Here is a 16,840-nt window from a genome sequence, read left to right as displayed (position 1 = left end):
CGACGTATACGATTCCGATCGCACGAGAGTTTCTCACTGAATTAGCTGAGAAACACGACATCGAAGACGCTCCTGTTTCTCGTCGATGACGCAGACGATCTGATCGGTGGGCTCCGCCGTGAAAACTACAGTTACTGCGTCGAACAACACGGTTTGAGAAATTCTGTCGAAACGTGTTTTCAGAGAAGTACAAACGACAAACCTCTTTCGTTTTCAAACTGTTTCAGCCACGTCGATCCACCGACCGCGGAAACGTGGTTACAAGCCCCCGCCGTCTGGTGGAATCATGCGTAAGTTACACGGCCGACGTTTGATCGTGTATCTATTCTCATGTGTGACATGTTGGGATCGGAGGCCGTATCAGCGAAGTGCTTCTTGAACCCACTGACTACCACCGACGAGAAACAGCGTGTCTTCGATGTCGTAACGTCGGAAGTGGATCCCCTCGGGTCTCCCGTAGGCTTATCTCCGCTGACGGCGAGTGTGAACTATGCTCACGGCTGACCGCGAGCGACTGATCTCTTTGATGACCGAACAGGCCGAGTTCGGCGGGACCGACGCCGGCGGGCTGCACCGTCTTGCACTGACCGAGGAAGACCGAGTCGCCCGCGACTGGTTCTGTAACCTGCTGGACGACGCTGGACTCGACGTTCGGATCGACGCGATCGGTAACGTGTTCGGACGGCGCGAGGGGATTGACCCCGACGCATCGCCCGTGCTTCTGGGATCGCATCTCGATTCGCAGCCCTACGGTGGACGCTTCGACGGGCCGCTTGGCCTCCTCGGCGCGCTCGAACTCGTCCACGTCCTCGAGGAGGAAGACCTCGACACGACCCACCCGGTCGAGGTTGTCAACTGGACGAACGAGGAGGGGGCGCGCTTCCAGCCACCGATGATGGCTAGCGGCGTTTGGGCCGGGAAGTACGACCTCGACGACGTCTACGCGGCGACCGACGACAACGGGGTTACGGTCGAAGCGGCGCTCGAGGAGATCGGATACAAGGGACCTGAACCCGCGGAACCGCCCGAAGCGTACGACGCGTATTTGGAGTTGCACATCGAACAGGGACCGAAACTCGAGCGCGAGAAGAAAGATGTCGGCGTCGTCACCGGGATCGTCGGTCTCACCTGGACGGAGACGACGTTCTATGGCCAACCGAACCACACCGGACCGACGCCGATGCATCTCCGGCAGGACGCGCTCGTCGCTGCAGGCGACCTGATCACGCAGGTACCGCGGACCGCGAACAAACTGTCAGACACGACGAGGGGAACCGTGGGTGCAATCGAGTACGACTCGGAGGCGATCAGCATCGTGCCCGACGAGGTTCGACTCGTGTGGGAGTTCGTCGATTACGAGGACGAACTCGTCGAAGCGGGGTACCAACGCACGCTCGATGAGATTGAACAGATCGCGCGGCGCCACGATGTCGAGGCCGAGTCGTCGGAGATCACGCGGTTCGAGAGCGTCGCCTTCGACGACCGGTGTATTCAGGCGGTCGAAGCGGCCGCGGATGACCTGGGATACGACTCCATGCGGATGCACGCGGGGGCGGGCCACGATCCGATGAACGTCGCCGAGGTATGTGACACGGGCATGGTGTTCGCCGTCAGCGAAGACGGCCTGAGCCACACCGAAGAAGAGTACACGAGCTGGGACGACTGTTATTCCGCCGTGAACACGCTCATCAATGCCGGCTACCAGCTGGCGAAGTGAACTCCGGCGAGAAACCCTCAGCTACTGCATCCAACAACACGGCTTCAGAAACGCTGGCGAACGTGTATCTCGTTAGGTAGATCTATATCTATATCAGTTATTAATCTATTTCGGAACGGTAACTTCCCCACCGCGGAAACGTGGGTACCAGCCCACGCCGTCTGACAGTGTCCGCGTGGTATTATTCGATGGTACCACCGAATCATAGCCTTTTTCGGGGTCTCGCTCGATCCCCGAGACATGCCGTTCACCGACGACCTACACGAGGAGGCGGCCACGTACTGGTCGGCCATCCTCGATCACCCGATGGTGCGCCAGCTCGGCGACGGGAGCTTGGACGAAGGGCCGTTCCGCTACTGGGTGCGACAGGACTACGTGTACCTCGTCGAGTACGCCCGGGTGTTCGCCCTCGGCGCCGCGAAGGCCCCGGATCTCGACCGCATGGGCACGTTCGCGGAGCTTTTGGAGTCGACGGTCAACACGGAGATGGACCTCCACCGGTCGTACGCCGCACAGTTCGGGATCGACGAGACGGAACTGGCGGCGACCGATCCGTCGCCCACGACCCGCGCGTACACGGACTTCCTCGTCCGGACGGCCGCCCACGGGACGTTCGGCGACCTCGTCGCCGCGCTGTTACCCTGCATGTGGGGCTTCAACGAGACCGGCGAGCGGCTCGCCGACCGCGGCCTGCCGGACCACGAACAGTACGCCGCTTGGATAGAGCTGTACGCCGGCGAGGAGTTCACCGAGCTGACCGAGTGGTGCAAGCGCCTCATGGACGAGGTGGCCGCGGACGCGAGCGACCCCGACCGGCGCCGCTACCGAGACCTGTTCGAGACGTCGGCCCAGTACGAGTACCTGTTCTGGGACGCCGCCTGGGAACAGGAGGGGTGGCCGCTGTGACCCCCGTGACGGATCCGCAAGCGGGCACCCGGATGGATGCTCCGGCCGGCGTCGCCCCACACGCTGCCGTGCAGCCGGCTACGCACGCGCGGTCCGACGACGGAAACACCGGAGGTGACGAGCGATGGTGACGCCGGCCGTCGCGCTCGGACTGACCGTGGCGGTGCTCGTCGGCAGCGCCGCGGTTGGCGTGTGGTTCTCCCGCGGCCGCGTCGGCTCGGTCGAGGCTCTCGTCTCGGCTCGCGGATCCGTCGGCGAACGGCGGCTGACCGCGACGCTGGTCGCGTCCGTGATGGGCGTCTGGATCCTCTTTTCGGCGCCGGAGGCCGGCGCGAGCTTCGGGATCGCCGCCGTCGTCGGGTACGCGGTCGGCGAGGCGGTGCCGATGCTGGCGTACGCCCGCCTCGGCCCGCGGATCCGTCGGCTTATCCCGGACGGCCACTCGCTGACGGAGTACGCGCACGTCCGCTACGGCGACGCGATGTACGCGTTCGTGCTCGTCGTGAGCGCGCTGTACATGTTCGTCTTCCTCGCGGCGGAGCTCACCGGGATCGCGAGCGCGTTGTCGCTGGTCGCGGGCGTCCCGCAGTGGCAGACCGCGCTGCTGGTCGGCGGGATCGTGCTCCTGTACACCGGCTACGGCGGGCTCACCGCGAGCATCGTCACGGACACCGTGCAGGCGCTGATCGTGCTCCCGTTGCTCGTGGTGACCTTCGCCGGCGTGCTGCTGGCGCTCGGCGGCGTCACTCCGGTCTACGAGGGCGTCGTCGCGGCGAACCCCAGCCTGCTCGATCCGGGCTTCCTCCCGGGACTGCAGTTCGGGTTCGCCCTGTCGTTCGCCATCTTGGGGGCGGAGCTGATCAACCAGACCTGGTGGCAGCGGGTGTACGCCGGCGACGGCGACGACGCCGTCCGGGACGGGTTCCGGAACGCCAGCCTCGCGAACGGGGGAATCGTCTTCCTCGCGGCGCTGTTCGGCCTCGTGGCCGTCGGGAGCGCCGACATTGTGACGGACACCGCGAGCGCGGGCTACAACGCCGACGTCGCGCTGTTCGTCCTGCTGGAGGCGGCCTTCCCGGCGCCGGTCGTCCTCGGCGTGACGCTTTTGGCGCTGCTGCTCGTGGTCAGCTCCGTCGACACGCTGTTCAACGCGCTGGCCAGTCTGGTCACGGTCGACCTCGTGCGCCTCTCGGCGGTCGACGACCGGCGGCTCCGGCTCGCGTCGCGGGCGTTCACCGTCGTCGTCGCGCTGGCGGCGGTGTACGTCAGCCTCCGCGCCCGCAGCGTGCTCCGGCTGTTCTTCCTGGCGGACCTGCTCGGGGCGGCCGTCGCGTTCCCCCTCCTCTACGGGCTCTACTCGGAGTCGATAACCGGGCCCGGCGCGCTCGTGAGCGGTGTCGGCGGCCTCGCGGTCGGCCTGGCGTACTTCCCGGACTTCCGCGGCGTGCTCACCGCGGTGCCGGTCGTCGGCGACGCGCTGCCGGCCGCGGACCCCCTGTACCTGACCTCCTTCGCGGGCGCCTTCTGCGTTTCGACCGCGCTGACGCTCGTCGCCGCGCGGCTCTCGTCCGCGGCGTTCGATCTCGACGAACTGGCGGGTGCGATCGAGCAGATCGACGACGCCGCCGAGCCGGCCGACTGACGGGGGACTACCCTTCCCCCCGTGCCTTCCTCCGGGAGGCCACGACGCTTCATCCCGAGCGCCTCTCGCTCCTCCCGTCGGTCGTCTGGCGACGTGCCGAGAACCCCACTCGTGCCGACGGTCACGGCACGGCGAACGCGCTCGAGAACGCCTCCGAGATCCCGTGGCTCCACCGAACGACGTCCTCGTCGGCGCCGAATCGACCCACGCACTGTACCCCGAGCGGGAGCCCTTCCTCGGTCCGGCTCGCCGGAACCGTTATCGTCGGCAGTCCGGCGTGCGTCCACGGGAGGTTCATGATCGGATCCCCGGTGGTCTCGATACCCTCCGGGGCGGCTCCCGGCGCGGCCGGCGCGATCCACAGGTCGATCCCGTGCTCGTCCATCTGTGCGGTTAGCGCCCCGCGAAGCTCGGTCCGACTCCGCCTCCCGGCCGCGACGGTGTCCATCGTGGTCTCCATCCCCTCGGACACCAGCCGCCGCGTCTCCGCCGCGTACCGGTCGTCGTACTCGCGGAACCAGCTCTCGTGGGCGAGCGCCGCCTCGGCGGCGACGAGGCGCTCGTGTCGCTCGTTGACCGCGTCGATATCGGACAGCGCGTCCACCCGAACCACGTCGTACCCCGCCCCGACCAGCGCGTCGACGTGGCTCTCGAACGCGTCGCGGCCGGTCTCCGACGCCTGTTCGAGATACGGTCCGTCGGGAACGCCGAGCGTGGGCGCGGCCGTCGGCGTCGGCAGCGTCCGCCACGAGTCACACAGCAGCGGGGTGACGAGGCCGATCCCTTCGGTGTCCTGCGTGAAGACCCCGACGTGATCGACCGACTCGGACAGCGGAATGACGCCGTCCGTCGGAATCCGGCCGAAACTCGGCTTGAACCCGACGATCCCGCAGAACGCCGCCGGACGGATCACGGACCCGATCGTCTGTGTTCCGAACGCGACGGGACAGAGCCCGGCCGCGACCGCGGCCACCGAGCCGCTGCTCGACCCGCCTGGCGTTCGCCCCGTGTCGTGCGGGTTTCGCGTCGGTCCCGGCTCGAAGTGGGCGAACTCCGTCGTCACGGTTTTGCCGAGCACCAGCGCCCCGGCGTCGCGAACGGCGGTGACCGCGGCTGCTTCCTCGCCGGCGAGCGCTTCCGGCGGCAGATCCGACCCGGCACGGGTCGGAAGACCGGCGACGTGAAAGATGTCTTTCACGCCGACGGGGATCCCGTACAGCGGGGGCCGCTCCGCCGGATCCGGATACCGCTCGGCGAGCGCGGCCGCCTCGTCCCTGAGACGGTCCCACCGCCCGTCCTCGGGAACGAGGGACTCGATCGCGGGCTCGACGGTCGCCGCTCGCGCTTCGAGCTCGTCGACGTACGCTGCGGGGTCGATGCGACCGTCTCGGAGCCGGTCTACGGCGTCCGCCAACGGCTCGCGACGTATCATAGCCGATGGTCTCTCCCTCGTCGAATTAGGTTGTGCGTTTCTACAGTATTTTCCGCCTGCCGGTCGTCGCCCCGAACGTCTCCGAACGGTCGTTTCAACCAAAGCGTAAAGTCTGTTCGACCGATGTTTCCGGCACGCGATGGGTCGGTACGAGGCGATGGACGACGGCGTGGAAATCAACGGCCAGACCGTGCTGGCGATGATCGAGGGCGTGAGTCGGTTCTCCGAGACGTACCGGCGGCGGGTTCGGGAGGCGCTCGCGGCACACGGCGTGAGCGACCCGACGCCGGGCGAGTGGTATCCACAGCAGGCCTGGCTGGACGCGTTCGGCGCGCTCGCCGTGGACCTGGAACCGCACCTCTTGGACCGCATCGGCGAGCAGATCCCGGACACCGCCGACTGGCCGTCGGACGTCGAGACGGTCGAAGCCGGGCTCCGCTCGATCGACGAGGCCTACCATCGGAACCACCGGGGCGGAGAGATCGGGTACTACCGCGTCACGGACGTCGGCGAGCGAACCGCCCAACTGACGTGTAAGAACCCGTATCCGTGTCCGTTCGATCGGGGGATCGTGCGGGCGGTCGCGCGGCGGTTCGCCCCCGTCGAGGCGTTCGTGTTCGTCGAGGAGACGGGCGACGACTGTCGACGCGCGGGCGATGAGACCTGTACGTACACCGTCTACTGGTAGTGCGTCTGAACGTCTCCTGCTCGTCGCTGCCGAGCGCCCGATCGACCGCCGCGCAGCCGCGGATCGCGCCTCGCCGAAGTCGCTGCCGCGAACCCGATCGGCGTGTCTCAAACGCCTCTTTTAGCCTTTAGAAGGCATATATTCGATCGGTACGGAGCGTGGTGCATGTCGGAACGACGGACCTGTAGTCCCCCAACGGTCGCGGCCGGTCCCTCTGATTCGTGCGACGGTACTGCTCTCCGAGACGTGTCCGGACGCTCACGTCGGGTCTGCGGAGTCTCCGATCGAGCGTAGCGATGTGTGCTGCCCTCCACCGGCGGTCTCGCGCGCTCGCGCGTTCGACTGTCCCCGCCTCGGCGGTCTCGCTGTCGGCCGTTTCGGCGGTCTCGGCCTCAGCCTCGCCGACCTCCACGGCCGGTACCGCGGTCTCCCAATTCGATATCGCGATCCCTCCCTCCGGTCACGCGTCCCGACGCCCGACCCCACCGGCATTCGTCGTCTCGGATGACGTGTCGGGCGACCACGCGGACGCGACCCCGAGAGCGGATCGACGGGCTCGGCGTGGATCCCGACCATGACGATCGGTCCCTCGATCTATCGGGGTTCGGACCGACGAGGGCGGCGGCTCGTGGCCGTCTTCGCGGTCGTCCTGGCGGTTGTGCTCACCGGGCTCGGCGTCATCCAGCGGCTGACGGTCGGCCCGCCGGGCGCCCCGGTCGCGGACGAGCTGTTCCGCCTCCGTCTCGTCGCCGTGCCGACGCTCGCGGCCGTCGGCGCGGCGTCCGCCCTGCGTGCCAGCCACCGGGACCTGTGGCTGGTCACCGGCTGCCTGCTGCTGGTCGCCGTGGTCCCGCCCGGACTGGGAGCCGGGTCGCTGCTCGTCGCGTCGTTCGTGCTCGTCGGCGCCGTTGAGCCGGTGTTGAGCGGGTCCCGGTACGAGACCGCCTTCGCCGGCGGACTGCTCCTCGCGTTGCTCAGCGTCGGCACCGAGGCGTACGCACAGCTCGCGGGGGCGGTGAGCGTCATGGTACCGGTCGGCGGCGCGATCGTGTTCGGCGCGACCGTGGCGGCGCTGGCGGCGACGAACCCGTCAGAGCGCAGTCGGGCGGATCGGCGTCCGACTCGATCCCGTGGCGGTCCGCGATCGCGTCTCGTCTCGGGGCTGGCGACGGACCGGGGCTGGTATCCGGTCTGGGGGGCGCTGGTCGCGTGGTCGGCCGTCGTGTGCGTCCTGCACTTCGGCGGCATGCGACACGGGCTCTACGGCGCGTTCAGCTGGTGGGACCTGACGACACACACCCTCTCCGGGTTCGGCGTCGCGGCGTGGCTGTACCTGCTCCGTCCGGCCGCGTACTCCACCCGACGCCGCCTGTTCGTCTTCCTCCCGGCCGTGGTGTTCCTCGTCGGTGCCGGCTTCGAGGTCTACGAGTTCCTCTTCCGCGGGTTCTACGAGCCGTGGAGCGTCGACTACTACCTCCGCGACACGGTCGAAGACATGCTGTGTAACGTCGCCGGCGCGGCCGCGCTCGCCGGGGTCTGTCACCTGTCCGGCGACCGCTGACCGTCCGATCAGCTCGACGCCCGTTCGATCGCGGCCTCCAGGTCCGCGACGATGTCCGCCGGATCCTCGATGCCGACCGAGATCCGCACCATGTCGCCGGTGACGCCCGCCGCTTCCTGTTCCGCCTCGGTCAGCTGCTGGTGGGTCGTCGAGGCCGGGTGGATGACGAGCGTCTTCGCGTCGCCGACGTTAGCCAGCAGCGAGGCGAGTTCGGCGTGCTCGACGGTGCCTTTCGCGGCCTCGTAGCCGCCCTCTAAGCCGAAGGTGATCATCCCGCCGTAGCCGCCGTCCAGGTATTCGCTCGCCTCCGCGTGGGTCTCGTGGCTCTCCAGGCCGGGGTAGTTCACCCACGCGACCTCGTCGTGGTCGGCCAGGTACTCCGAGACGATCGCGGCGTTCTCGCAGTGTCGGTCCATCCGGAGCGGGAGCGACTCGGTCTGCTGGAGCGTGTTCCACGCGTCGAACGGCGACTGCTGGTCGCCCAGGTCGCGGAGCCCGCGGCTGATGGCCGCGAACGTGAACGCGGCGTCGCCGAAGGCGTCGACGTAGTTGATCCCGTGGTACGCGGGGTTGTCCTTCGCGATCTCGGGGAACTTCTCGGGGTACTCGCCCCACGGGAACGACCCGCCGTCGACGAGGACGCCCCCGATCGTCGTCCCGTTCCCCGTGAGCCACTTCGTCGTCGACTCCCAGACCAGGTCGGCGCCGTGCTCGAACGGCCGGCAGAGGTACGGCGTCGCGAACGTGTTGTCGACGAAAAGCGGGACGCCGTGCTCGTGAGCGATGTCGGCGATCCGCTCGATGTCGGGCGTGACGAGGGCGGGGTTGCCGATCGTCTCTAAGTGGACGTACGCGGTGTCCTCGTCGATGGCGTCGGCGTACCCCTCGTAGTCGAGCGGGTCGACGAATCGGGTCGTGATCCCGCGACGCTCGACGGAGTGGGTGAGGTAGGTGTACGTGCCCCCGTACAGCGCGGAGGAACTGACGACGTTGTCGCCCGCCGACGCGAGCATGAACGTCGCCAGGTCGAGCGCGGCCATCCCGGAGGCGGTCGCGACCGCCCCGACCCCACCTTCGAGCGAGGCGATCCGCTCTTCGAGCGCGGCGTTCGTGGGATTCATGATCCGCGAGTAGATGTTCCCCGCCTCCTCGAGGGCGAACAGCCGGGCGGCGTGCTCCGCGTCCTCGAACTCGTAGGAGGTCGTCTGGTAGATCGGCGTGGCGCGGGCGCCGGTCGCCGGGTCCGGATCGGACCCAGCGTGGACGCTTCGGGTACGGAACTCGTGGTCAGCCTCGTCGGATGGCATACACCTCGTGCCCGCGCCGGCGTGTTAAATCCACCTGTCGCGTGGCTTACCGGTCCTCGTCGGGATCGAACTCGTCTATCGCCGCGTGGACGGCTTCGACCCACTCGTCGAGCGCGTCGTGGAGCCGCGTCTTCGCCTCGGAGACGGGGACGGCGGTGTACTGGTAGACGTACCCGCCGGAGTCGAGCAGGCGGCGCCGGCGCTCGACGAGCCCCTTCTCCCGGAGCGTCGAGAGCGACCGATTCACGTTCGACCGGTCGCGGTCGAGCGTCTCGGCCAGCTCGGCGACCGTACTTCCCGGGTAGTCGAGCAGCGTGAGGTACGTCCGGCTCTCGTGGTCCCGAATCCCGAACACGCACGAGAGGACGTGCTCGAACGACGGGGAGGTGTCGCCGATCAGGTCCTCGATCTCGGGCTCGCTCATGTCTGCGGCTTCGGCCGCGGTTAGATTAAACACGGGGGTCGGTTCGGCGGCTCGTGCGTCGGGAACGACGGCACCCCCGGGTCGTCGCTCCCCGTTCGATTCAATCGTCGGCCGCGTACCCCATGCGGTCGAGACACCCGCGCATCTCCGCCTCCTCGGCGTGGCGGTGGAGATTCGTCGGCGTGTCGCAGTGGTACGTCTCGCCGTCGTACCGGAGGACGATCTCGTGGCTGCCGCCGGCGACCTCGACGTCGACGACCACCCGACGCCCCTCGTTGAGGACGGCGATGATCTCGTCGGCCGACAGCTCACCGGGCTCGATGCGGAGAACTTCGGTCATACGACCCGTTGAAGCGGACGGCTGTTAAACCCGTCAGGTCCGCGTCGAGTCCGGGCCACCCTCCTCGCGCGGCGGCTCGACGCCCTCGGCGGCGGCGACGTCTTCCGTCCGCTTCTCCGTCTCGACGTGCCAGCGGTCGATCTCGGACTCGTACTCCGCGAGGATGTCGCTCACCTCCGCTTTCAGCTCGTCGTCGTTGATGTTCACCTCGAAGACGAACCGCTCGCCGTCGTCGCCGCGGCCGACCTCCCGGACGTTCGCGCTGACGAGCTCGTTGTCGAAGTAGTACGGCGCCATCTGGGTCATCACCTTCCGATAGACGGTGTCTTCGACCTTCCGGAGCGCCTTGCGGCTCGCCGAGTCGGCCGCGCGGGCGACGTGGTCTATCGACTCGCCCCAGCGCTCGACCGCGCTCTCGGTGTCGTTCTCTTCGACCTTCTCGTAGGATTCGGTGAGCTTCTCGCCGGCCGTCTGGAGGTCGTCGCCGGGCGTCTTGCCGGCCTGCTCGCCCTCCCCTTCGTTGACCGACGCCTGTTCGGCGGTCTTCGCCGACACGTCCTCGTCGATGCGCTCGTGGGACTTCGGCCGCCAGTCGTCGAACTCGTGGAACGCGTCGCCGTCGGCCCCCGTCTCCCGGAGCGCGAGAGCGATGCGCTCGCCGTGTTCGACGATGTCGGCCCAGTCCCCGCGCATCTTGAAGCCGGAGATGCTCTCTTCCATCGCGTGCCACCCAATATGAAACGGATGCGTATAAGTTTCCCCGGCGTGGCGCGACTCCACCGGCATGACTCCGCCGGCGCGACGGACCGCGGCGCCCGCTACTTCCCGTACGCGAGCCGCCGACCGAGCTCGTCGATCCGGTCTTTGAGGTCGCCGAAGAACCCCGCCGGCGACACGCGGCGGATCGCCGATTCGTCGACCTCGATCCGTTCGTCGGCGAACGGATCACGCTCGGCCCGCTCCTCGGGAGACTGGTATTTCGCTACCGCCCCGACAACGCTCGACATCGAGCAGCGGCCGCACGCCTCGGCTTCGATCTCGCCGCCGGACGAGTCCGGCTGGGTCGTCTCCTCTGTCATGGTCACTACCTCCGAGTAGGGCGTTCTCTCCCTTAAAACTGCGCCTCGGCGACGTTCGGGCGGATCTAGGGCGATCCTCGTCCGCCGTTCCGTCCGGGCTCGCTGTCTCCGCTCTCGCCCGCCGTTCGCTCTTCGCTTCTCGGTTTTCCCGCCTCTCCCGACGCCCTTTTTATCCACTCCGTGGAATGAATTCGCATGGGATATCGCGTCGTCGACACGGATTCGGTGGAATCGGAGCCCGACCGCCCCTGCGAGTGTCGGAAGCTGTCCGACCCGGGTGGGCTCGACACCGTGGCGATCAACCGGTTCTGCGCCGAGCCGGGCGAACAGATCCCGCTCGCGTACCACTACCACGAGACGCAACAGGAGGCGTTCTACGTGCTCGACGGGACGCTCGCGGTCGAGACGCCGGAGGGGACCTACGAGGTTCCCGCCGACGACCTGTTCGTCGTCGACCCGGAGAGCCCGCAGCGCGCGTACAATCCGGTAGACGCCGACGCGCCGGTGACGGTGCTCGCGATCGGCGCGCCGCCGGCCGCGGACGACGCGGTCGCGTACGACCCCGACGATGAGTGACGCGGCCGACGGGGGGAGCGACGACCGCCGCGATCCCGAGGAGCTGCCGGCGGAGATCCGCGAGAACGTCCCCGACTACGACGACGAGTACCTCGACCGGGTCTCCGACCGGCTGATGTACAGCTACGACCTCGACCGCGACGTCGTCGTTGACGGCGAGCGGTTCGAGCTGTCCGCCGAGATGCGGGTGCGCAACCAGAAGCAGTTCCTCCACCCGGCGTTGAGCTACGCGGACCACGACATGATGGAGTACGTCTTCGCCCGCCGGGTGTCGACGCCGAGCGTCGGGGAACTGGAGCGGTTGGTCGCGTTCGCCCACGGCGTCGCCGACGAGCGGGTCGAGGCCCACGAACAGCACTACGGCACCGACGTCACCGTCGTGCTCGTCGCCGATCGGATTCCCGACGACGTCGCCGGGTTCGTCGAGGGGTTCCGGGACCGCACGCTGTTGAAGTTCGGCTACTACGGCCACTACGAGGTGAACCTCGTCGTGGTCGCGCCCGACCGCGAGGAACTCGTCGCCAGCGAGAGCGCCGACACCGCCGCCGCGTTCCGCCTGTGGGAGCGGGTCGACCCGCCGGCCGAGGGGTTCTTCTCGCGGTTCGCCAAGCGCTTCTGGCGCTGATCGGACGCGTCGTCGCTCGGCTTCGGTCGCCGAAAAAACGGACGGCAAAAGCGCGGCCGCCGACAGCGAAAACGCGGCCGCCGCGACCGCTGGTCAGTCGTCGCTCGGTTCGGCCGCCGGCTCGCTGCCGCTCCGCACGCTCGTGATGTTGCCGTAGCCGATACGCACCAGCGACAGCGCGAGGTAGATGAGCACGAACGCGAGCGCCATCTGGACGACCGCGGATATCTGTCCGCTGAGCGCGGTGACACCGCCCAGAATGAGCTTCTGATAGAGGTTGTCCCACAGCGCCACCCACGACAACCCGAGGACGGTGATCGTCACCATGATGGCCATCGGGACGCCGGTCGAGATGAGCTGTTTGGACCGGTCCCAGTTGGCGATCCAGACGGTGCCGGCGAGCAGCGCCAGCGCCGCGAGCAGCTGGTTCGCGCCGCCGAACAGCGCCCAGAGGGTCACCCACTCGCCGGAGATGACGAGCAGGTACGCGATGAGCGACTGGATGACGGGGTTCGTGTACCGCCCCTTCGCGAAGCCGCCGAGGTCGGTGGTGAGACCGGTGGTCGTTCCGCTCCCCCGGGTCCCGACGATCTCTTCCATCATGTACCGACCGAGCCGCGCCGCGGTGTCGGTCGAGGTGAGCAGGAAGCTCACGAGCACGAGCGCCATGAACGGCGCCCCGAAGCTCTGCGGGATCCCGAGGCTGGTGAGGATGATCCCGCCGCCGGTCGCGAAGTTCGGCAGCGCGCCGCCGATGCCGCCGCCCGCGGCCGCCGTGGTCGCGCCGGCGACCGCGAGCGTCGAGATCGCGACGGACGCGAGCAGCCCCTCACCGAGCATGCCGCCGTAGCCGATGAGGCGGGCGTCGCTCTCCTTGTTCAGCTGTTTCGCCGTGGTCCCCGACGACACCAGCGAGTGGAAGCCGCTGATGGTCCCGCAGGCGATCGTCACGAACAGGAGGGGGAACAACGGCGTGATGCCCCGCGTCTCGACGGCCAGGTCGCTCCCGAAGAAGCCCATGTAGGCGCCGATGGAGGCGTCGATGGTCAGCGGCTGGGCGGACGTGCCGAAGATCGTGCCGACGATGATCGCCAGCAGTGCCCCGCCGACGCCCGAGTACAGCAGGAACGACGACAGGTAGTCGCGCGGCTGGAGCAGCACCCACACCGGGAGCGCGCTCGCGAGCGTCGCGTAAATGAGGATGACCGGCACCCACGCCGCGACGTTCGGCTGCAGGATGGCGTCCGCGCTCATCACCGCGCCGGGCAGCCAGGCGCCGTTCCCGAGGAACCCTAAGAGCACGATGGTCCCTTCCGGATACGCGCCCGCCTCGACTGCCGGGAACAGCGCGAGCGGGTACTGGATGCCGAGCCAGACGCCCGCGAACACGCCCGCGACGAACAGGACGGTCCCGGGGAGGAACGGCCCGTCGAGCTGGTACAGATACACGCCGAACCCGAACGCGAGCGCGATGTACACCAGGCTCGCGGTCGCCGCGGACGGGAACGCGTTCAACACGATCCCCACGACGAGCGCGAACACCGCCACCACGAGGATGATGGTGAGGAACGCGAACCACAGCAGCATGTTCTTGCCCTGCTCGCCGACGTACTCACCGATGATGTAGCCGATCGACTTCCCCTCGTGTCGCATCGAGCCCGACAGCGAGATGAAGTCGTGGACCGCCCCCATCAGCGGGTTGCCGATGGCGACCCACAACAGCGCCGGGACCCATCCCCAGATGGCTCCGGCGGTGATCGGGCCGACGATCGGCGCCCCGCCCGCGATGCTCGAGAAGTGATGCCCCAGTAGCACCGGCTTCTTCGCCGGTACGTACTCCTGTCCGTCCTCGTACTTGTGTGCCGGCGTCTCCCGGTCGTCGTCGAGTTCGACGAACCGCGAGAGGTACCGCGAGTACCCCACGTATCCCACGGTGAACGTACTGAGCACGGCGACTACGATCCAGATTACACTTGTCATAGTTCCCTGCCTCGTGGTATCGATTCACGATCGAATACTTAAGTATTGTCGTCAATCATGATGATCCCCCCGAAATGTCCCTCCCGTGGGCGGTTCGCTGCGCCGTTCGACCGCTTATTACATCTACGATATCTGAAATTAATTGCTGTCCCCTGTCGGTCCCGTTCGCGCGCGCTCCTCGCCACCCGTCTCGACGTCCAGCTCGGCGGCCACGTTCGCCAGCAGATCGCCGCGGACTTCGCGGGTCCGCGATTCGATCTCGGCGACCAGCGGCGGCTCGAACTCCTCGCGGACCTGGTCGAGCCGGTCCCGTTCGGTGGCGACCTTCTCGCGGAGGTAGCGGGCGCCTCGCCCCTCCTCGTCGTCGTCCGGCTCCGGGGTGAGCTTGTTCGCGACGAGCCCGCGCACGCGGAGGTCGCGCTCGGTGAACGCCTCGATCGCCCGCCCGGTTTCGTTGACCGACAGCTGGTCGGGGTTCAACACGAGGAAGAACGCCGCGTCGGTCCGCATGGCGTCGCCGGCGAACTCGAAGAACTCCTTGCGGCGCTGGAGCCGCTCTAAGACCGGATCGCCCTCCATCAGCCGCCGGGGCTCCATGTCGCCGATCGCGGCCTTCTCGAAGAGGTCGATCGACTGCTTCCGCTTGTACAGCAGCCGGTCGATCCAGTCGCCGAGGAACTCGGGGAGTCCGAGGAGCCGCAGCGTCGAGCCCGTCGGGGCGGTGTCGAAGACGACCCGGTCGTACGGCTCGGCCTCGTCGCGCATCACGCCCACGAACGCGTCGAAGAGGGCGGCCTCGTACGCGCCGGGCGTCCCGTGGGACATCTCGAGCTGGCGGTTGATCTCCGAGACCATCGCGGCCGACACCTGTTCGGAGAGCCCCTCACGGATCTCCTCGAGGTGTCGCTGCATCTCGTCTTCCGGGTCGATCTCCATCGCGTCGAGCCCCTCGACGCCGTCGACCGACGCCGGGGCGTCCCCGAACTGCTGGTCGAACACGTCCGACACCGAGTGGGCGGGGTCCGTCGAGACCACGAGCGTCCGCACCCCGGCGGTCGCACAGCGGTACGCGTACGCACACGAGACCGTCGTCTTGCCCACGCCGCCCTTGCCGCCGAAGAAGACGAACTCCTCCATCACGCGTTCACCGTGGTCGCGCACATCAGTAGTGGTGTCGCGCACATCAGAAGTGGTACTGCTGGCCTTTTCGCTCGATCAGCGTCTCGCGGTCCCACAGCCGCCGCTCCCACGCCTCGAACTCGTCTTCGAGGTACGGGAGCAGCTCCGCGGTGTAGTACGACACCGGCGAGGGGATCCCGAACGCGTCCGGGAAACACGCCAGCATGAACTCGTCTTCCACGTCCTCCGCCTCCTTCTCGATCTTCTCGTAGGCCGGGTGGGTGATCATCCCGTGGTACAGCCCGCGGAGCCACTCGTCGAGCGCGGCCCGGAAGGCGGCGATCCGGTCTGCGACTGTCATTATCCATCGTGATGTCCGGGGCGCGGTAAAAGCTGTCGCGGGCGCCCTCGTGAGCCCCACCGTCGCCGAAGGTCGTCGCCCCGCTGTCGCCGCCGTTACGCCGAGTTGCCGTCGGCGGCCAGTTCGCCCTGCGTCTCGGTCGACTCCTCGTCCTCGGCGAGTTCGGGTCGTTCGTCGTCCTCGCGGCTCGGCCTGTGGGTGTCGTTCCCCATCGCTCCCCAGACGAGGTACAGCATGGCGACGACCATCAGGACGGTCGCGACGACCGCGGCGATTCCCACCGCGGAGACGTAATCGAACATGGTCCGCGGTCCGCGTGCCGAACGTATCAACGTATCGGCTTTCGACGACCGCGACCCGCGGCGTCTTCGGGTTCGGTGTCGTCGCCGCGGAGTTGAAGGTCCCCGCGACCGACCGGATCGCATGGACGACCGGATTCCGGTGACCGTGCTCTCGGGGAGCCTCGGTGCGGGCAAGACGACGCTTCTGAACCACCTCCTGCGGAACGCCGGCGACCGCGACATCGCGGTGCTCGTCAACGACATGGGCGACGTGAACGTCGATGCCGAGCTGATCGCCGAGGAGTCGGCGGTCGGCGTCGAGGGGGTCACGGAGCTGTCGAACGGCTGTATCTGCTGTGAACTGCAGGACGACCTCGAGACCGCGGTCGTGCGGCTCGCCAACGAGCGCTCCTTCGACGCGCTGGTGGTCGAGTCCTCGGGCATCTCCGAGCCGGCGCCCGTCGCGCGGCTGTTCACCACGGAGTCGCGCGCGGCCGCCCGCTACCGCGTCGACGCGCTCGTCACCGTGATCGACACGCGCCAGTTCCTCGACGCCTTCTCGGGGTCGGATGCCCCCGAGCGGCGGGTCGACCCCGACGCCGGCGCCGACGCCGACCGTCCCCTCTCCGATCTCCTCGTCGAGCAGGTGGAGGTGTCGAACCTGGTCGTCTGCAACAAGGCCGACCTCTGTACCGACGCCGAGATCGACGAAGCGCGCGACCTCGTGGGCGCGCTCCAGCCCGACGCCGAGACGGTCGTGACCGAGTTCTCCGCGGTCGACCCCGACCGGATCCTCGACGTC

19 protein-coding genes are annotated in these 16,840 nt (G+C 67.9%); 9 read left to right on the top strand and 10 right to left on the bottom strand.

Annotated features, from left to right (window positions below):
* The first annotated feature begins 490 nt into the window (after window positions 1-490).
* The 3 genes from GJ633_RS06470 to GJ633_RS06460 all read left to right on the top strand — a co-directional run bounded on the left by GJ633_RS06470 (window position 491) and on the right by GJ633_RS06460 (window position 4,265).
* Window positions 491-1,717: a Zn-dependent hydrolase gene (locus GJ633_RS06470; RefSeq protein WP_156588138.1), complete on the top strand. Its 1,227-nt coding sequence runs from the start codon at window positions 491-493 to the stop codon at window positions 1,715-1,717.
* Window positions 1,718-1,957: 240 nt separating this feature from the next.
* Entirely contained in the window at window positions 1,958-2,623 is a 666-nt protein-coding gene (gene tenA, locus GJ633_RS06465; protein ID WP_156588137.1) for a thiaminase II, read from the top strand.
* 124 nt (window positions 2,624-2,747) lie between these two features.
* Window positions 2,748-4,265, top strand: a complete 1,518-nt coding sequence (locus GJ633_RS06460; protein ID WP_156588136.1) for a sodium:proline symporter — start codon at window positions 2,748-2,750, stop codon at window positions 4,263-4,265.
* Window positions 4,266-4,386: 121 nt separating this feature from the next.
* Here the strand turns inward: GJ633_RS06460 and GJ633_RS06455 are convergent, their stop codons facing one another.
* A complete protein-coding gene (locus GJ633_RS06455; protein WP_156588135.1) occupies window positions 4,387-5,697 on the bottom strand; it encodes an amidase in 1,311 nt (436 codons plus the stop codon).
* A gap of 139 nt (window positions 5,698-5,836) precedes the next feature.
* Here GJ633_RS06455 and GJ633_RS06450 point away from each other — a divergent pair, with 139 nt between their 5' ends.
* Both GJ633_RS06450 and GJ633_RS06445 read left to right on the top strand, forming a co-directional pair.
* Window positions 5,837-6,385: a hypothetical protein gene (locus GJ633_RS06450; protein WP_156588134.1), complete on the top strand. Its 549-nt coding sequence runs from the start codon at window positions 5,837-5,839 to the stop codon at window positions 6,383-6,385.
* A 574-nt stretch (window positions 6,386-6,959) separates the two neighbouring features.
* Complete coding sequence (locus GJ633_RS06445) at window positions 6,960-7,946, top strand: hypothetical protein (protein ID WP_156588133.1); 987 nt, start codon at window positions 6,960-6,962, stop codon at window positions 7,944-7,946.
* Window positions 7,947-7,954: 8 nt separating this feature from the next.
* Here GJ633_RS06445 and GJ633_RS06440 read toward each other — a convergent pair whose 3' ends face one another.
* The 5 genes from GJ633_RS06440 to GJ633_RS06420 form a co-directional block, all read right to left on the bottom strand.
* Entirely contained in the window at window positions 7,955-9,253 is a 1,299-nt protein-coding gene (locus GJ633_RS06440; RefSeq protein WP_156588132.1) for an O-acetylhomoserine aminocarboxypropyltransferase/cysteine synthase family protein, read from the bottom strand.
* A 46-nt stretch (window positions 9,254-9,299) separates the two neighbouring features.
* The gene (locus GJ633_RS06435) at window positions 9,300-9,677 is read right to left on the bottom strand and encodes a helix-turn-helix domain-containing protein (protein WP_156588131.1); all 378 of its coding nucleotides are present in this window, start codon (window positions 9,675-9,677) and stop codon (window positions 9,300-9,302) included.
* 100 nt (window positions 9,678-9,777) lie between these two features.
* Complete coding sequence (locus GJ633_RS06430) at window positions 9,778-10,017, bottom strand: hypothetical protein (protein WP_156588130.1); 240 nt, start codon at window positions 10,015-10,017, stop codon at window positions 9,778-9,780.
* Window positions 10,018-10,050: 33 nt separating this feature from the next.
* A complete protein-coding gene (locus GJ633_RS06425; protein WP_156588129.1) occupies window positions 10,051-10,737 on the bottom strand; it encodes a DUF5828 family protein in 687 nt (228 codons plus the stop codon).
* 98 nt (window positions 10,738-10,835) lie between these two features.
* Complete coding sequence (locus GJ633_RS06420; protein WP_156588128.1) at window positions 10,836-11,096, bottom strand: hypothetical protein; 261 nt, start codon at window positions 11,094-11,096, stop codon at window positions 10,836-10,838.
* 195 nt (window positions 11,097-11,291) lie between these two features.
* Between GJ633_RS06420 and GJ633_RS06415 the strand changes: the two genes are divergently transcribed.
* Window positions 11,292-11,672 carry a cupin domain-containing protein gene (locus GJ633_RS06415; RefSeq protein ID WP_156588127.1) on the top strand — a complete coding sequence of 127 codons (381 nt, stop codon included), beginning with the start codon at window positions 11,292-11,294 and terminating at the stop codon, window positions 11,670-11,672.
* Complete coding sequence (locus GJ633_RS06410) at window positions 11,665-12,297, top strand: hypothetical protein (protein WP_156588126.1); 633 nt, start codon at window positions 11,665-11,667, stop codon at window positions 12,295-12,297. The genes GJ633_RS06415 and GJ633_RS06410 overlap by 8 nt, the downstream gene beginning before the upstream one ends.
* A gap of 93 nt (window positions 12,298-12,390) precedes the next feature.
* Here the strand turns inward: GJ633_RS06410 and GJ633_RS06405 are convergent, their stop codons facing one another.
* The 4 genes from GJ633_RS06405 to GJ633_RS06390 all read right to left on the bottom strand — a co-directional run bounded on the left by GJ633_RS06405 (window position 12,391) and on the right by GJ633_RS06390 (window position 16,059).
* Window positions 12,391-14,277 (bottom strand): carbon starvation protein A, encoded by a 1,887-nt coding sequence (locus GJ633_RS06405; RefSeq protein WP_156588125.1) that lies wholly within the window; start codon window positions 14,275-14,277, stop codon window positions 12,391-12,393.
* Window positions 14,278-14,415: 138 nt separating this feature from the next.
* A complete protein-coding gene (locus tag GJ633_RS06400) occupies window positions 14,416-15,414 on the bottom strand; it encodes a TRC40/GET3/ArsA family transport-energizing ATPase (protein ID WP_156588139.1) in 999 nt (332 codons plus the stop codon).
* A gap of 46 nt (window positions 15,415-15,460) precedes the next feature.
* Complete coding sequence (locus GJ633_RS06395; protein ID WP_156588124.1) at window positions 15,461-15,757, bottom strand: hypothetical protein; 297 nt, start codon at window positions 15,755-15,757, stop codon at window positions 15,461-15,463.
* Window positions 15,758-15,852: 95 nt separating this feature from the next.
* Window positions 15,853-16,059: a hypothetical protein gene (locus GJ633_RS06390; RefSeq protein WP_156588123.1), complete on the bottom strand. Its 207-nt coding sequence runs from the start codon at window positions 16,057-16,059 to the stop codon at window positions 15,853-15,855.
* Window positions 16,060-16,073: 14 nt separating this feature from the next.
* Here GJ633_RS06390 and GJ633_RS18115 point away from each other — a divergent pair, with 14 nt between their 5' ends.
* The gene (locus GJ633_RS18115; RefSeq protein WP_255470537.1) at window positions 16,074-16,202 is read left to right on the top strand and encodes a hypothetical protein; all 129 of its coding nucleotides are present in this window, start codon (window positions 16,074-16,076) and stop codon (window positions 16,200-16,202) included.
* Window positions 16,181-16,840: GTP-binding protein (locus GJ633_RS06385; RefSeq protein WP_197431265.1), on the top strand; the 660-nt coding region annotated here is incomplete at its 3' end. The genes GJ633_RS18115 and GJ633_RS06385, both read left to right, overlap by 22 nt.

It is taken from the genome of Halorubrum sp. CBA1125 (assembly GCF_009742825.1).
Lineage (GTDB): Archaea > Halobacteriota > Halobacteria > Halobacteriales > Haloferacaceae > Halorubrum.
Note: the sequence above shows the minus strand (reverse complement) of the source record. Positions and strands in the feature narration are given on the sequence as shown.

Excerpts from the sequence above, each read along its gene's own strand:
- GJ633_RS06470 (WP_156588138.1), top strand. The coding sequence starts at position 491 with ATGCTCACGGCTGACCGCGAGCGACTGATCTCTTTGATGACCGAACAG.
- tenA (WP_156588137.1), top strand. The coding sequence starts at position 1,958 with ATGCCGTTCACCGACGACCTACACGAGGAGGCGGCCACGTACTGGTCG.
- GJ633_RS06460 (WP_156588136.1), top strand. The coding sequence starts at position 2,748 with ATGGTGACGCCGGCCGTCGCGCTCGGACTGACCGTGGCGGTGCTCGTC.
- GJ633_RS06455 (WP_156588135.1), bottom strand. The coding sequence starts at position 5,697 with ATGATACGTCGCGAGCCGTTGGCGGACGCCGTAGACCGGCTCCGAGAC.
- GJ633_RS06450 (WP_156588134.1), top strand. The coding sequence starts at position 5,837 with ATGGGTCGGTACGAGGCGATGGACGACGGCGTGGAAATCAACGGCCAG.
- GJ633_RS06445 (WP_156588133.1), top strand. The coding sequence starts at position 6,960 with ATGACGATCGGTCCCTCGATCTATCGGGGTTCGGACCGACGAGGGCGG.
- GJ633_RS06440 (WP_156588132.1), bottom strand. The coding sequence starts at position 9,253 with ATGCCATCCGACGAGGCTGACCACGAGTTCCGTACCCGAAGCGTCCAC.
- GJ633_RS06435 (WP_156588131.1), bottom strand. The coding sequence starts at position 9,677 with ATGAGCGAGCCCGAGATCGAGGACCTGATCGGCGACACCTCCCCGTCG.
- GJ633_RS06430 (WP_156588130.1), bottom strand. The coding sequence starts at position 10,017 with ATGACCGAAGTTCTCCGCATCGAGCCCGGTGAGCTGTCGGCCGACGAG.
- GJ633_RS06425 (WP_156588129.1), bottom strand. The coding sequence starts at position 10,737 with ATGGAAGAGAGCATCTCCGGCTTCAAGATGCGCGGGGACTGGGCCGAC.
- GJ633_RS06420 (WP_156588128.1), bottom strand. The coding sequence starts at position 11,096 with ATGACAGAGGAGACGACCCAGCCGGACTCGTCCGGCGGCGAGATCGAA.
- GJ633_RS06415 (WP_156588127.1), top strand. The coding sequence starts at position 11,292 with ATGGGATATCGCGTCGTCGACACGGATTCGGTGGAATCGGAGCCCGAC.
- GJ633_RS06410 (WP_156588126.1), top strand. The coding sequence starts at position 11,665 with ATGAGTGACGCGGCCGACGGGGGGAGCGACGACCGCCGCGATCCCGAG.
- GJ633_RS06405 (WP_156588125.1), bottom strand. The coding sequence starts at position 14,277 with ATGACAAGTGTAATCTGGATCGTAGTCGCCGTGCTCAGTACGTTCACC.
- GJ633_RS06400 (WP_156588139.1), bottom strand. The coding sequence starts at position 15,414 with ATGGAGGAGTTCGTCTTCTTCGGCGGCAAGGGCGGCGTGGGCAAGACG.
- GJ633_RS06395 (WP_156588124.1), bottom strand. The coding sequence starts at position 15,757 with ATGACAGTCGCAGACCGGATCGCCGCCTTCCGGGCCGCGCTCGACGAG.
- GJ633_RS06390 (WP_156588123.1), bottom strand. The coding sequence starts at position 16,059 with ATGTTCGATTACGTCTCCGCGGTGGGAATCGCCGCGGTCGTCGCGACC.